We start from the raw sequence: 14,235 nt of genomic DNA on the forward strand, positions 1-14,235 counted from the left end.
GCCCGGAAAAAACGCTAACACTTGCCGACAATCAACGGCCTGGCACCGATCGGTCGTGACCAAAAAAAGAAAAGATAACAACCGCTTGGGGAGCGACACATGCCCGATGGGGCGCAGCCCGTCCTGGACGTCCGGGATCTCAAAACCGTTTTTCGTACCCGCGGCGGGGAAGTTCACGCCGTCAATTCCGTCTCCTTCGACCTGAAGCCCGGGGAACTCCTCGGCGTGGTCGGCGAAAGCGGCTCGGGTAAATCCGTGACCATGATGTCGCTGATCCGGCTCCTGCCATCGCCTCCGGCCGATGTGCGGCAGGGCCAGGTGATGTTCGACGGGACCGATCTTCTGCATTGCTCGGAACAGGTGCTGCGCGACATCCGCGGCGGCAAAATCGGCTTCATCTTCCAGGATCCGATGACCTCGCTGAACCCGGTGTTCACCGTGGGCTTCCAGATCATGGAGCCGCTGCGCCGGCACCTCGGGATGAGCAAGGAAAAGGCCCGCGTCCGCGCCGTCGAGCTGCTCGATCTGGTCGGCATCCCGGACGCGAAACGCCGGCTGAAAGACTATCCCCACCAGTTCTCCGGTGGCATGCGCCAGCGGGTGATGATCGCCATCGCGCTGGCCTGCGACCCGAAGGTGCTGATCGCGGACGAGCCGACAACAGCGCTCGACGTGACCATCCAGGCCCAGATCCTCGAACTGGTGAAGGACCTGCGCCAGAAGCTCGGCATGGCCATCGTCTGGATCACCCACGATCTTGGCGTCGTCGCCGGCATCGCCGACCGGGTGATGGTTATGTACGGCGGCCAGGTCGTCGAACAGGCCCCGGTGAAGGAGCTGTTCCGCAATCCGCAGCACCCCTACACCCGCGCGCTTCTGAAGACGGTTCCCGGCGTCATCGGCGAGCGCCCCGAGAAGCTGAACGTGATCGAGGGCCAGCCCCCGATCCTCTACGCCCAGCCCGAGGACTGTTCCTTCCGCGACCGCTGCCCGCAAGCGATGGCACGCTGCGCGACCGCGAACCCGCGCCGCTACGACGTGGGCAACGGCCATGACGTGGCCTGCTTCTGGGACCCCGCCACCGGAGGTGAGCGCAATGCTTGATGCGAAGCCGGCGGCCAAGCCGGTCAAGACCCTCGTCGAAGTGCGCGGGCTTAAGATGTATTTTCCGATCCACACCGGCCTTCTGCGTGCCCATACCGGCGACGTGAAGGCGGTGGACGATGTCTCCTTCGACATCCTAGAGGGCGAGACCCTCGGCCTTGTCGGCGAAAGCGGCTGCGGCAAGTCCACCTGCGGGCGGGCGCTGATCCGGCTTTACGACATCACCTCCGGCTCGGTGAAGATCGACGGGACAGAGATCGGCCATGCCGACCAGACCCGTCTGCGCAAGATGCGGCCCACCATGCAGATGGTGTTCCAGGACCCGCAGGCCTCGCTCAACCCGCGCATGACGGTGGCCGACATCATCTCCGAGCCGCTGAGCGAGCACACCACGCTGTCCAAGACGGACAAGCTGAAGCGGATCTACGAGCTGATGGATGCCGTGGGGCTCAACCGGCGCTTCGCCAACCGTTACCCGCACGAGTTCTCCGGCGGCCAGCGGCAGCGGATCGGCATCGCCCGCGCGCTCGCGCTCAACCCGAAGTTCATCGTCTGCGACGAGCCGATCGCCGCGCTCGACGTTTCGATCCAGGCCCAGGTCGTGAACCTGTTGGAGCAGCTTCAGGACGAGTTCGGGCTGACCTATCTCTTCATCTCGCACGACCTTTCCATGGTCCGCCACATCGCCGACCGCATCGCGGTGATGTATCTCGGCAAGATGGTCGAGCTGGGTCCGCGCGACCCGGTCTACGACAGCCCGCTGCATCCCTATACCGAGGCGCTTCTGTCCGCGGTGCCCGAGCCGGACCCGAGCTTGGAGAAAACGCGCGAGCGGATTATCCTGAAAGGCGACGTGCCCTCCCCGGCCAATCCGCCGAAGGGCTGCAATTTCTGCACGCGGTGCCCGAAGGTGATGGATATCTGCCGCCAGATCGAACCCGAGTTCCGCGAGGCCGAGCCGGGCCGGTTCGTCGCCTGCCATCTCTACGACCAGAATAACAAGACAACTGCCGGGGCAACCGGCGGAACCGAGGCAGACAACGAGCACTTCCAACAAGGAGAGACTAAATGAAACTCAAGACGATCCTGATGGGCGCGGCCGCCGTGCTCGCAGCCTCGCAGGCCTTCGCGGCCAGCGGGCGCGGGGCCGACGGCCAGCTGAACCTGATCTACTGGCAGGCGCCCTCGATCCTGAACCCGTACCTGTCCTCGGGCACCAAGGATCTCGAAGCCTCCTCGATCACCATCGAGCCGCTGGCGCGCTTCAACCCGAAGGGCGAAATGGTTCCGGAGATCGCGGCCGAGATCCCGACGCTGAAGAACGGCGGCATCTCCAAGGACCTGAAGACCATCACCTGGCACCTGAAGCCGGGCCTGAAGTGGTCGGACGGCTCGGCCGTGACCTCGGCCGACGTGGTCTTCACCGGCCAGTACTGCATGGACCCGCAGGGCGGCTGCGCGCAGCTGTCGCACTTCCAGGGCGTGGACAAGATCGAGGCGGTCGACCCGCTGACCGTGAAGATCTCCTTCAAGGCGCCGCAGCCCGACCCGTACGGGCCGTTCGTCTCCTATGAATCGCCGATCCTGCAGAAGAAGCAGTTCGCCAACTGCATGGGCGCCAAGGCCCCGACCTGCACCTCGGCCAACTTCGGCCCGATCGGCACCGGCCCGTTCGTCGTCACCTCGTTCAAGCCGAACGACGTGATCGAATACAAGGCCAACCCGAACTACCGCGACCCGAACAAGCCGGCCTTCGCGACGGTGAACTTCAAGGGCGGCGGGGATGCCGCGGCCGCCGCGCGCGCCGTGTTCCAGACCGGCGAATACGACTACGGCTGGAACCTGCAGCTCTCGCCGGACGTCCTCAAGGGCATGACCGGCCCGGGCGCCAAGGGCCATGTCGTGACCGCCTTCGGCTCGCTGGTCGAACGGCTGGAAATGAACCTGACCGACGCCTCGCCGAGCCTGCCGGAAGGCCAGCGCTCGACCGCGGCCCATCCGAACCCGATCCTGAGCGACAAGCGCGTGCGCGAGGCCCTTTCGATGGCCATCGACCGCTCGCTGATCGTGCAGGTCGGCTACGGCTCGGCCGGCAAGCCCACCTGCAACCTGGTCCCGGCGCCGGAAGCCTATGCCTCCGACAACACCGCCTGCCTCAAGCAGGACATCCCGGGCGCCAAGAAGCTGCTGGATGAAGCCGGCTGGAAGGTCGGTCCCGACGGGATCCGCGAAAAGGACGGCAAGAAGCTGGTCCTGACCTACCAGACCTCCACCAACGGCGTGCGTCAGGACACCCAGTCCCTGATCAAGCAGTGGTGGAAGGAAATCGGGGTCGACGCGCAGCTGAAGAACGTCAACGGCTCGGTCTTCTTCGGTGGCGACCCGGGTTCGCCCGACACGTTCCAGAAGTTCTACACGGACGTGGAAGAGTACGCGAACAACTTCTCGGGCACCGATCCGCAGACCTACATGTCGATGTACACCTGCGACAAGGCCCCGCGGCCGGCGACGCAATGGCAGGGCGAGAACATCAACCGCTACTGCAACAAGCACTATGACGAGCTCGTCGCCGAGCTCGGCAAGACCGCCGTTCCCGCCAAGCGCGAAGCGCTTGTGAAGGAAATGAACGACATGCTGACCAAGGACAGCTACACGATCATTCCCATCGTCTGGCGCGGCAACAACTCCGGCGTCGCCAACTCCATCGGCGGCGAAGCCATCAACCCGTGGGACAGCGAGCTCTGGAACATCCAGGACTGGTACCGCAAGAAGTAAGCTGACCTAACCGTCGCCCCCGCGCCTTCACGTCGCGCGCGGGGGCGGCTCTCCGGCCGCCCTCAGGCCCATCGCGCCCGAGCGTCCACAGACTGCCCTGCCGAGGCACCATCCCATGCTCAATTACACCATCCGACGGCTGATCATATCGATCCCGGTGCTTCTGCTCATCAGCCTGATCATCTTCCTGCTTCTGAACCTTGCCCCCGGGGACCCGCTTGCCAACCAGCCTCTGACGATCCCGCCCGAGGTTCGCCAGAAGATGAAGGAGGCCCTCGGCCTCGGCGCACCGCTCTACGTGCGCTACCTTCTCTGGCTGAAGCAGTTCTTCTGGGTCGAACCGCTGCACGCCTTCGACTGGTGCTTCGGAACCCATTTCAGCGTCGGGATGCAGCGCATCCTCAGCTGGCAGTTCCGCTCGCCCGTGTTCGACGTGATCGTGCAGCGCATGCCGCAGACCCTGACCGTGGTCGGCATGTCCTACGTGATCGGCGTGCTGATCGCGGTGCCGATCGGCATCGTCTCGGCCTACCGGCAATACAGCTGGTTCGACCAGATCGGCACCTTCATCTCGATGATCGGCTATTCGGTCCCGACCTTCTTCACCGGGGTGCTTCTGATCGTGGTCTTCTCGGTCGACCTCGGCTGGTTCCCGTCGATCTACAACACCAACCTCAAGGTGGTGGACTGGCAGACCTTCCTGCTGCAGGTTCGCCAGATGGCCATGCCGGTCTTCGTGCTGGCGCTCTACAACGCGGCGCAGATCTCGCGCTTCATGCGCTCCTCGATGCTCGACAACCTGCAGCAGGACTACGTCCGCACCGCCCGCGCCAAGGGCATGGGCGAGCGCACCGTTCTGCTGACCCATGTGCTGAGGAACTCGCTGATCCCGGTGGTGACCGTCATCGCGCTCGGCGTTCCGACGATCTTCGGCGGCGCCATCATCACCGAGCAGGTCTTCAAGGTGAACGGCCTCGGCCAGCTCCTGATCACCGCCATCTACGCCTCCGACGTGCCGATGGTGCAGACGCTGACCTTCATCTTCGCCGTGCTCATCGTCGTCTTCAACCTGGTCGCCGATATCCTCTACGGCGTCCTCGACCCGAGAATCCGCTATGACTGACGCAACCCTTCAGCCCGTCCAGGACCTCGCCCCGCCGCGCAGCCAGTGGCGCGACGTCTGGGACCAGTTCCGCACCCACAAGGGCGCGCTCACCGGCCTCGGCGTGTTCGTCTTCATGACGCTGTTCGTGCTCGTCGGGCCGCTGATCTGGCGCATCGGGCCCGATTACATCAACCCGAACGTCCTCGTGATGATCAAGTCGCGCAACCTGGGCTCCAGCTTTGCCCACCCGCTGGGCACAGACCAGCTGGGCCGGGACGAGCTGGCGCGGATGATGTCGGGCGGTCAGATCTCCATCGCCGTGGGCTTTACCGCGATGGCTCTGTCGATCTTCCTCGGGACGCTGGTGGGCGTGCTGGCGGGCTATTTCAAAAGCCTCGACGGCCCGCTGATGCGGCTGACCGACCTCTTCCTGGCGCTGCCGCTTCTGCCGCTGCTGCTGGTGATGATGATGCTCTTCGCACCGATGATCTCGCATGCGATGGGCGTCGCGGCGGGGACCTTCCTGCTCATCGTCTCGGCCATCGGGGTGACAAGCTGGATGCAATGCGCCCGGATCGTCCGGGGTGAGGTGCTGGCCCTGAAGGAACGGGAGTTCGTGCTGGCGGCGAAATCGGTGGGCACCCCGCCCTTCCGGATGATCCTCCGCCACATCCTGCCGAACGTGATGAGCCCCGTGATGGTGGCCGCCACGCTGGGGATCGCCAACGCGATCATCACCGAAAGCGCGCTGTCTTTCCTCGGCCTCGGCTTCCCGCCGGACTTCCCGACCTGGGGCCGGCTTCTGTTCGATGGCGTCGACCTGATGCAGGAACACCCCGGCCTCGTCGTCTGGCCCGGCATCGCGATCTCGCTGACCGTGCTGAGCGTGAACTACATCGGCGACGGCCTGCGCGACGCGCTCGATCCGCGGATCCGCGGCCGCTAACACAGGCAGGACGGGGGCGCCGCCCCCTTCCCCCCGGGTGATCCTGCCAGGATGAAAGGCCTGCCCTTCACCCTGGTCCGAATACCCCGGGGCCCGGCACGAGGCGGCGCCCTGCCCCCTTACTCCGACCGGACGGCGGCTGGGCCTGATCGACCATGTGTTGCTGTTCACAGGCAGGTTGGCTACCTCTGGCGGATGGCGCCCCCGCGGCGCCGTTTTCGGCGGGCAGGACCATGACCGACACCACCATCGCCGGCATCCGGCGCGACCGCCTGACCGCCGTGGCAGCCGAACAGCGCGCCCGCTATGCGGCTGCGCGCCCCGCCACCCGGGCCGCTCTGGCCGAGGGCGCGGAAGCCTTTCTCGATGCGGTGCCGATGCACTGGATGAAGGACTGGCCGATGCCCTTCCCGCTGCTGGTGGCCGAGGCCGCGGGAGCGCGGCTGACCGACATCGACGGCAATGCGCTGGACGACTTCTGCCTTGGCGACACCGGGTCGATGTTCGGCCATTCGCCCGCGCCCGTCGCCGCGGCGATCCGGGCCCAGGCCGGGGCCGGGCTGACCTACATGCTGCCCACGACGCATGCGCTGGAAGCCGGGCGCCTGCTGAGCGCGACCTTCGGCGACTTCCGCTGGCAGATCGCGACCACGGCAACGGATGCCAACCGCTTTGCCCTGCGCGCTGCGCGGGCGGTGACGGGCCGGCCGAAGGTGCTGGTGTTCAACGGCTGCTACCACGGAACGGTCGATGACGCGATGGTCGAGCTGCGCGGCGGCCACACCGTGGCGCGGCAAGGTCTCGTCGGGCAGGTCGAGGACCTGACGCTGGTCGCCGCCTGCGCCGAATTCAACGATCTCGCCGGCGTCGAGGCGCTTCTGGCGACAGGCGAAATCGCGGCGATCCTGACAGAGCCGGTGATGACCAACTCCTGCATGGTGCTGCCCGAGCCGGGATTCCACGCGGGGTTGCGGGACCTGGCCACACGCCACGGCGCGCTCCTGATCATCGACGAGACGCACACGATCTCCTCTGGCCACGGTGGCTACAGCCGCGGCCACGGGCTGGATCCCGACATCCTTGTCGTCGGCAAATGCGTGGCCGGCGGGATGCCGACCGCCGTCTGGGGACTGCGGCCCAGGGTGGCAGACGCCTACCTCGCCGCCTATCGGGCCAAGCCCCCGGGTCATTCCGGCATGGGCACCACCCTGTCGGCCAACCCCATGCAGTTCGTCTGCCTTCGCGCCACCCTGTCCGAGGTGATGACCCCTGCCGCCTACGCGCATATGGAGGATGGCGCCGCGCGCCTCGCCGCGGGCCTCGGACAGGCGATCTCGGCGCGCGCGCTGCCCTGGCACGTGGTCCGCGTCGGCGCGCGGGTAGAGTTCATCTGTGCCCCCGGACCGCTGAAGAACGGCACCGAGGCGGCACTGGCACACCAGCCCGCGCTGGAGGCGGCGATCCATATCTCCCTGGTGAACCGGGGCGTGCTGATAGCGCCCTTCCACAACATGATGCTGGTTTCGCCCGCGACCTCCGCGGCGCAGATCGACCGGCTCGTCGCCGCCTTTGAGGCGACGCTCGCAGACCTGACCGCTTGAGGCGACACCCATGACCCAGACCTGCCCCTCCGGTGCCGACATTTCCGAGGCCGAGGCCTTCCTCGCCGCCCACCCCGCGGTGGAGGCGATCGACATCGTGCTGCACGACAGCTCCGGCATCGGGCGGGGCAAGATCATCCGGCGGCACGAGCTCATGTCGCTCTACCGCTCGGGACGGCACATGCCGATCTCGATCCTCGGGCTCGACGTCTGCGGCGAGGACGTGCACGAGACCGGGCTGATCTGGGACAAGGGCGACGGCGACCTGCGCGCCTGGCCGGTGCCCGGCACGCTGAAGCCCCTGCACAATACCCAGCCACCCCGGGCCGAGGTGTTCCTGTCGCTCTACGAGCTTGACGGACGTCCGATGGGCTCTGACCCGCGCCACGCGCTGGCCCGCCAGATCGCGGCTTTCGCCGAGCGGGGGCTGAAACCCGCGGGCGCCTTTGAACTGGAGTTCTTCCTGCTCGACAACGAACGCGACCCGGATGGCCGGGTGCGCCCGGCGCGCGACGTTCTCGACGGCCGGGCGAGCAGCAAGACCGAGGTCTATTCGCTCGACCACCTGCACGGAATGCTGCCGCTCTTCTCCGACGTCTACGCCGGCGCGGAAAAGGCCGGGATCGTCGCCGAGACGCTGATCTCGGAATATGCGCCGGGGCAATACGAGCTGACGCTGCATTACCGCGAGGACGTGATGAAGGCCGCCGACGACATCGTGCGCCTGAAGCGGATCGTGCGCCAGCAGGCAAGGGCCCACGGGGTGACAGCCTGCTTCATGGCCAAGCCGATCGAGGCTTACGCGGGCTCCGGCATGCATTTTCACGTCTCCCTGATGGACGGCGAAGGCCGCAACGTGATGGCAGAGGCGCCGGGCGAGGGCTGGACCGACACGCTTCTCCACGCGCTTGGCGGGCTGAAGGCGACGATGGCGGAATCCATGCTGGTCTTCGCGCCGCACCTCAACTCCTGGCGGCGCTTTGCGAACCAGAGCTATGCCCCGATCTCGACCGCCTGGGGGGTGAACAACCGCTCCGTCGCCCTGCGCATCCCCGAAGGCGACGCCAGCGCGCGGCGGATCGAGCATCGGCCGTCAGGCGTCGACGCCAACCCCTATCTCGTCGGCGCGACGGTGCTGGCGGGCATCCTGCACGGCATCGACAACCGCATCGATCCGGGGCCGGCGACCACGGGCAATGCCTATGACGAAGAAAGCGGCGCGGCCGGAACCGAGATCCCGCGCGACTGGAACGCCGCAATCCGGCTGGCGGAGGGGTCGGCATTCCTGAAACGCGCCCTCGGCGAAGACATGCACCGCACCTTCACCACGGTGCGGGCGTCGGAATACGCCCGCGTCGCGCGGACCATCTCGGACGTGGATTACGCGCTTTACCTGCATACGGTCTGAGGAACCCCGCCAGGTCGCGCGGCTCAGGCGCCAAGGCCATCATCTTCGGGCCGATCGTGACAAACGCCTGGAACGGGGGCGCGGCGCGGGCGGTGGGATCGCCCGCTGGAACGAGGGGGCCGCAGCGGCCGCTCACTGTCCGGCATCCTCCGGTCCGGAAATCGGTTTTGGCCGGTAGGGATAATTCTTGAGACGCGTGTCCGTCCTGGCAATCGATGCCGGGATGGTCCTGGTCGGGTCGATCCAATCCTCCCACCGGAAGTTCTGGAGAACCTGAACCTGATAGCTCTGCGCCAACGGGTGTTCCAGAATGTCGTTGACGTGCTTCCACTGCAGATATCGCAGGAGATCCACCTGATAGGGCGTCGGTGTGCCACCCTGCGCCTTCACGTCGGACTTGAGCTTCATCACGACCGACGAATCCACCTCCGGCTTCCAGTCGACCGCCCCCGGCAACATCACCGGCTCGCCCGGAATGTTGTTGATGCCTTTCTTCCAGGTGGCAAGGACGGCAACGCCCGTATCCTCTCGATAGAGGATGATCGCGTGTCCGTAGCGGGCATCCTTGAAGTAGCCGAGATTGCCGTACTGGATGCGCGCGCCGGTGAGAAAGGCCACTGCGTCCGACCAGCATGGCGAGGGGCCGGAAATTCCCCAAAGGACGCTGCGATCGATGATGCCGTCGGGAAACAGGACGTCGAGGGCCACACGGGCGCTGGCGGCCGCGTGAATGGTGCCCTCGCAATCGTGTCCGTGAAACCGGATCATGTCCTTGAGGGTGACCGGGTAGGTGTAGGGATAGTAACGCCCCTGCGTTCCCCGGGTCGCGAGCATCTCGAACACGGGCGCATATGGCTTTCCGGCCATCGGGGCGTACCAGCTCGGCGCGCGATCCGGTGCCTCGACGCCGGTTTCGATGAAGATGTTCTCGCCCTGGCGATATGTCGGGTCGCCCGCCGACGCCGGCCTCGCCTCCAGTCCTGCGACGGCAACGAGAAATCCGACCATCGCCATCCGGCGCCAAACCGAGGTTCGTATCATTGCGCGGCCCCTGCATGAGTGCGACCGCCACATTCCAACCTCTCGACCGGCATGCGACCGCGTCGCTTCGCCCCGGCCTGATAGCAGGGCCGCGATCACCCGGGCTTGATGGCGATCAATCTCGCCTCACAGGTGGCGGAGACCTGCCACCGGTCACGACCCGACGCTCAGGCAGGGCCAGCCCGCGGACCAGTCATCCAAACCAACGACCGGGCCAGAGCTGCCACCCGGCGCCGGTCCGCCCTCCGGCCCGCGGGGGCCACTGCCCTCAGGGCGTAAGGTCCATCGCTTCGACGACCTGAATATAGGGCAGCCCTGCCTTGTCGTTCAGCGCGCGGACCTGATCGGCCGAGGTCCCTTCGAACAGGCACATGCAGCGCCCGTCCTGCGGAGCGAAGGTGGAGCGGATGTAGCGAACCTGCTCTCCTTCAGCGCGCATGCTGTTGGCCGTAATGATGGCAGCCTTCTGCGCTCCGGCCAGATCCTCCATGCTGATCCCCTTCAGGTTCCGTTCGACCATGTAGACGGACATCGTGGTTCTCCCTTCTTGCTGACACTGCCCAATTGGAGCGCAGCATCGCGGCGAACGGAAATTGCGATTGGGAATGGATCAATAACCTGAGGTTTGGCTCGAATGCGGTATGATACCGTCGCCGAGTGTCGAGTGAACGGGAGGAGCTGCGCCATGGAGATGTCCCAGATCCGCTATGTCCTCGCGGCCCCCCGCCTGCTGAACTTCACCAGGGCCGCGGCCGAATGCAACGTGACCCAGCCGGCGCTGACCAAGGGCATCAAGACGCTGGAGGCGGAATTTGGCGCGCCGCCCTTCCACCGGGAGGGAAAGCACATCCTCCTGAGCGATTTCGGCCGCTCCATGCTGCCGCGCCTTCAGCATATCGCCGAGGAGGCCATGGCGACAAAAGTCCTGGCACAGAACTTCCGGCTGCTTGAACAGGTGCCCGTCCGTCTCGGCGTGATGTCGACCATCGGTCATCTGCGGCTCGCCCGCTTCCTGTCCCGGTTCGAGAAGGAACATGGCGGGCTGGAGCTTGCGGTCACGGAAGGCACGCTGCCGGACATTCGCGACCGGCTCTTTGCCGGGGACATCGACGTCGGCGTGATGACCGGACTGCAGGACATCGTGGCGGACCTGAACACCGCGGAACTCTACACCGAGCGCTATGTCGTGGTGTTTCCGCCCGAACACCGGCTCGGCCGGTCGAACGCGATTTCCCTGCGCGACCTTTCCGGCGAGCATTACGTGGATCGCCTGTCCTGCGAGATGCGCGAGATGGTGATGGCGGTTTGCGAGGAAAAGGGTGTCGAACTCTACGCGCGGTTCCGCTCCGAGCGTGAAGACTGGGTCCAGGCGATGGTGCTGGCCGGGATCGGCTTCGCCTTCATGCCCGAATATTCGGTCACGCTTCCGGGGCTGATCCAGCGGCCGCTGATCGAACCCGCGGTCGAGCGCCGGATCGTCACCGCGACCGTCCCGGGCCGCAAATTCTCGCCGGCGGTCGAGGCCCTGATGCGCTCCACCCAGACATTCGCCTGGCCAGGCTGACACGGCGCTTCTGGCGACCTCGGCCGCGCGGACGATCCTGCTTCCCGCCCCGGCGCCAGGGCTCAGTGCAGGCCCTTCCGGACCCGTCTGAGCCCCAGCCACATCACCACAACGACCAGCGGCGTCAGCGCCGCGGCCACCGCCATATGCGCCACGCCCCAATGATCGGCGAAAGGCGCGGCGATGTAGCTCAGCAGGTTCACCGCGTAATAGCTGATCGCCACGACCGAGAGCCCCTCGACCGTGTGTTGCAGCCGCAGCTGCAGGTCGGCGCGCCGGTCCATACTTTCCAGAAGCTGCTGGCTCTGGCGCGAGCGGTCGACGTCGACCCTGGTGCGCAACAGGTCCCCTGCCCGCTCGGCCCGCGCGGACATCTGGTTCAGCTGCCGCTCCGCCGATTTCACCGTCCGCATCGCCGGATCGTAGCGCCGGGTCATGAACTCGCCGAGGGTCTGGCGCCCCTCGAACCGCTCCTCGCGCAGCACGGCCACCCGCTGCTGCACGATCGCCTCATAGGCCCCGGTGGCACCGAAGCGGAACGAGGCCTGCGCGGCGAGCTTCTCCAGCTCCGCAGAGATCGCCAGCAGCTCGTGCAGCGTATGCTCGGGCGAGCCGGTGTCGGACGTCAGTTCCTCCACCAGCGCGGAAAGCTGCGGCTCCACCTCGTTCAGCCGGCCCGCAAGCGTCCGCGCCCGGCCCAGCCCGAGCATCGACATCGCCTTGTAGGTCTCGATCTCGCAGAGCCGCTGCACGATCCGCCCGATCCGCTGCGGCGAGGTGCCGGGGCGGACCAGCAGCGCAAAGCGCATGTGCCCGGCCGGATCGATGCGGAAATCGCTGGCCACCACCGCGGCACGGTCCAGCACCCAGGCGCAGGCCAGGCTTTCGGCCACGAACCACTCGTCGAACATCGCGCCAAGCGCCGCCGGATCCTCCGGCAGGAAATCGATCCGGATCAGCGCCGAGACCAGCCGCTTGCCGGGCGCCTGGGCGATCCAGTCCTCAGGAAAGACCTCCGCGGCGGCCGGATCGAAGGGCCGCGGGCCGACGCCCGGGCCGAAGGCTGTGAAAGTGACGACCTCGGTATGGCTCTCCCATTTCAGCTCCTGCCGCCCGATCGCGCCGGCGTAATGGGTGGCCCCCGGCTCGGGGCGCGGCGCGCCATGGCGGTCGAGCAGCGCCTGCAGATGGACAAGGTCCTTCGCCCGGTCGCGGTTCGCCGCGCCTACCGGCTGCTTCAGCGCAAGGAAAACCGCATGCGCCGGCGCCTGGATCGCCGGGAAGGGCCGGGCATGCAGCTCGTTCGTGATCGTGTAGCGCAGCGGGTGGTCGAAGGCGGCGGACATGGGCGCTCCGTGGGTCTGGACCTGGCGGAGAGCCTAGCCGCTCTCCGATACCGCGCAACAGCACAGGAGCGACGCTTCTTGCGACGCGCCGTCACGTTGCACCGTCACCTCCCGCCGTCACGTCCCGTAATGGATCGTCACGACCAGCGTGATCACCGTCACGAACATCACCGCCGGGATGATGGCGAGGCTGAGCGCCACGCGGCGATTCTTCGGCTCGACCAGAAGCCACAGCTCCTCGGCCGTCTCGGGGATCAGCGGCAGGTTGCCCTGCCCCGGCCCCGGCGCCATCGCGCGCAGATAGGCCCGCACCTCCGCCGCGTTCCAGCGGAAGAAGACGAGGATGATGGTCAGCAGATAGATGATCGACACCCAGGCCCAGTTGACGAAGCCCGCCGTCGCCTCGTCGTCCACCGCGTCGAAGCCCAGAAGCCGGGGCCCGGCCGGATAGGCGTGCCAGATCGCGATCGGCTTCATGGTCAGCGCCACGCCCGTGACGACCAGAACCAGCGCGCTGACGATCAGCATGACGATCCGCGGCCCGTAGCTGGTGCCGCCCAGGTCGGGGTCGCGCCGGTCGAACAGCACCCAGAAGAACAGAAGCCCCGCACCCAGCTGGCTCAGCCGCTCGAGATACCCGATGACCGGCAGGCTGACAGAGGCATCCTGGCATGGCGGCAGAAGCCAGAACCAGAAGACCGCGACATTCAGCGCCGCCGCGACCACCGGCGTCGCCACCCGCCCAGCCAGATGGCCAAGGAAGGGATCCCGCCAGAGCCGCGCGAAAATCCCGCGCCGAAGCTCCTTCGGCATCCCGGCGTAAAGCATCCGCTGCGGCCGGGCGACCAGGATCAGCAGCGGCCCGATCACCCGCAGCGCGGCGGCCTGCACCTGGTGGGCGAAGGCGCTCTGGGACGCGAGCGCCGTGGAGGGAGAGACCATGGCAAGAAGCACGAGGAACAGACCGACCAGGAAGGCGATCACCCGCCAGTCCTTCGGCGGATGCCGCCGCTGATAGGCCCGCGCCGTACCGCGCAGGTAGATCCAGGCCAGGCCCCAGACAAGGCCGATCGTCACCGGGTCCGGCACCCAGTGGCGCAGCAGTTCCGGCCCCAGAAGCGGGGCCGCCTGCGCCGGCGCGGCAAAGGCCGCCGGGAGAAGGAAAAGAACGCGCGCAGGCTTCATGCGATCTCCGGGCAGGCCGCGGTTTTGACAGGCTTAGCCGTCCCGTGCCCGCCGCTCAACTGGTTTGACCGCGCGCGGGGGCGTCCGGGCCTCCGGGTCCCCGCGCACCCCGGTCTCACTCGATCTTCGGCAGAAGCGCGTTCAGGCTGGCCTTGGCGTC

General features: G+C 66.8%; 12 protein-coding genes. 8 read left to right on the plus strand and 4 right to left on the minus strand.

The features are described from left to right. Positions 1-99: 99 nt before the first annotated feature. From EIP85_RS21105 to EIP85_RS21135, 7 genes are all read left to right on the plus strand, one after another. Entirely contained in the window at positions 100-1,104 is a 1,005-nt protein-coding gene (locus EIP85_RS21105) for an ABC transporter ATP-binding protein (RefSeq protein WP_127904194.1), read from the plus strand. After that, positions 1,097-2,176 carry an ABC transporter ATP-binding protein gene (locus EIP85_RS21110; RefSeq protein WP_127904195.1) on the plus strand — a complete coding sequence of 360 codons (1,080 nt, stop codon included), beginning with the start codon at positions 1,097-1,099 and terminating at the stop codon, positions 2,174-2,176. Before EIP85_RS21105 ends, EIP85_RS21110 begins: the two co-directional genes overlap by 8 nt. Next, complete coding sequence (locus EIP85_RS21115; protein ID WP_127904196.1) at positions 2,173-3,879, plus strand: peptide ABC transporter substrate-binding protein; 1,707 nt, start codon at positions 2,173-2,175, stop codon at positions 3,877-3,879. Before EIP85_RS21110 ends, EIP85_RS21115 begins: the two co-directional genes overlap by 4 nt. 115 nt (positions 3,880-3,994) lie before the next feature. After that, complete coding sequence (locus EIP85_RS21120) at positions 3,995-5,002, plus strand: ABC transporter permease (RefSeq protein ID WP_127904197.1); 1,008 nt, start codon at positions 3,995-3,997, stop codon at positions 5,000-5,002. Beyond that, on the plus strand, positions 4,995-5,930 hold the full coding sequence (locus EIP85_RS21125; RefSeq protein ID WP_127904198.1) for an ABC transporter permease: 936 nt from the start codon (positions 4,995-4,997) through the stop codon (positions 5,928-5,930). The genes EIP85_RS21120 and EIP85_RS21125 overlap by 8 nt, the downstream gene beginning before the upstream one ends. A 233-nt stretch (positions 5,931-6,163) precedes the next feature. Then, complete coding sequence (locus EIP85_RS21130; protein ID WP_127904199.1) at positions 6,164-7,531, plus strand: aspartate aminotransferase family protein; 1,368 nt, start codon at positions 6,164-6,166, stop codon at positions 7,529-7,531. A 10-nt stretch (positions 7,532-7,541) separates the two neighbouring features. Continuing rightward, entirely contained in the window at positions 7,542-8,939 is a 1,398-nt protein-coding gene (locus EIP85_RS21135) for a glutamine synthetase family protein (RefSeq protein ID WP_127904200.1), read from the plus strand. Positions 8,940-9,071: 132 nt separating this feature from the next. Here EIP85_RS21135 and EIP85_RS21140 read toward each other — a convergent pair whose 3' ends face one another. Next, complete coding sequence (locus EIP85_RS21140) at positions 9,072-9,953, minus strand: formylmethanofuran dehydrogenase subunit E family protein (protein WP_206615618.1); 882 nt, start codon at positions 9,951-9,953, stop codon at positions 9,072-9,074. A 295-nt stretch (positions 9,954-10,248) separates the two neighbouring features. Continuing rightward, a complete protein-coding gene (locus tag EIP85_RS21145) occupies positions 10,249-10,512 on the minus strand; it encodes a DUF4242 domain-containing protein (protein WP_127904201.1) in 264 nt (87 codons plus the stop codon). A 153-nt stretch (positions 10,513-10,665) separates the two neighbouring features. Between EIP85_RS21145 and EIP85_RS21150 the strand changes: the two genes are divergently transcribed. Next, entirely contained in the window at positions 10,666-11,544 is an 879-nt protein-coding gene (locus tag EIP85_RS21150; protein WP_164871845.1) for a LysR family transcriptional regulator, read from the plus strand. Between the two features lie 62 nt (positions 11,545-11,606). Here EIP85_RS21150 and EIP85_RS21155 read toward each other — a convergent pair whose 3' ends face one another. Continuing rightward, positions 11,607-12,890 carry a DUF3422 family protein gene (locus tag EIP85_RS21155; protein ID WP_127904203.1) on the minus strand — a complete coding sequence of 428 codons (1,284 nt, stop codon included), beginning with the start codon at positions 12,888-12,890 and terminating at the stop codon, positions 11,607-11,609. Between the two features lie 117 nt (positions 12,891-13,007). Further along, positions 13,008-14,075: a cytochrome c oxidase assembly protein gene (locus EIP85_RS21160; RefSeq protein ID WP_127904204.1), complete on the minus strand. Its 1,068-nt coding sequence runs from the start codon at positions 14,073-14,075 to the stop codon at positions 13,008-13,010. Between the last annotated feature and the right edge of the window lie 160 nt (positions 14,076-14,235).

The sequence above is a fragment of the Solirhodobacter olei genome (assembly GCF_004010155.1).
GTDB classification, from domain to species: domain Bacteria; phylum Pseudomonadota; class Alphaproteobacteria; order Rhodobacterales; family Rhodobacteraceae; genus Solirhodobacter; species Solirhodobacter olei.

What these genes read in the sequence shown, in the direction of transcription:
- EIP85_RS21105 (WP_127904194.1), top strand. Translation starts at nt 100, where the DNA reads ATGCCCGATGGGGCGCAGCCCGTCCTGGACGTCCGGGATCTCAAAACC.
- EIP85_RS21110 (WP_127904195.1), top strand. Translation starts at nt 1,097, where the DNA reads ATGCTTGATGCGAAGCCGGCGGCCAAGCCGGTCAAGACCCTCGTCGAA.
- EIP85_RS21115 (WP_127904196.1), top strand. Translation starts at nt 2,173, where the DNA reads ATGAAACTCAAGACGATCCTGATGGGCGCGGCCGCCGTGCTCGCAGCC.
- EIP85_RS21120 (WP_127904197.1), top strand. Translation starts at nt 3,995, where the DNA reads ATGCTCAATTACACCATCCGACGGCTGATCATATCGATCCCGGTGCTT.
- EIP85_RS21125 (WP_127904198.1), top strand. Translation starts at nt 4,995, where the DNA reads ATGACTGACGCAACCCTTCAGCCCGTCCAGGACCTCGCCCCGCCGCGC.
- EIP85_RS21130 (WP_127904199.1), top strand. Translation starts at nt 6,164, where the DNA reads ATGACCGACACCACCATCGCCGGCATCCGGCGCGACCGCCTGACCGCC.
- EIP85_RS21135 (WP_127904200.1), top strand. Translation starts at nt 7,542, where the DNA reads ATGACCCAGACCTGCCCCTCCGGTGCCGACATTTCCGAGGCCGAGGCC.
- EIP85_RS21140 (WP_206615618.1), bottom strand. Translation starts at nt 9,953, where the DNA reads ATGGCGATGGTCGGATTTCTCGTTGCCGTCGCAGGACTGGAGGCGAGG.
- EIP85_RS21145 (WP_127904201.1), bottom strand. Translation starts at nt 10,512, where the DNA reads ATGTCCGTCTACATGGTCGAACGGAACCTGAAGGGGATCAGCATGGAG.
- EIP85_RS21150 (WP_164871845.1), top strand. Translation starts at nt 10,666, where the DNA reads ATGGAGATGTCCCAGATCCGCTATGTCCTCGCGGCCCCCCGCCTGCTG.
- EIP85_RS21155 (WP_127904203.1), bottom strand. Translation starts at nt 12,890, where the DNA reads ATGTCCGCCGCCTTCGACCACCCGCTGCGCTACACGATCACGAACGAG.
- EIP85_RS21160 (WP_127904204.1), bottom strand. Translation starts at nt 14,075, where the DNA reads ATGAAGCCTGCGCGCGTTCTTTTCCTTCTCCCGGCGGCCTTTGCCGCG.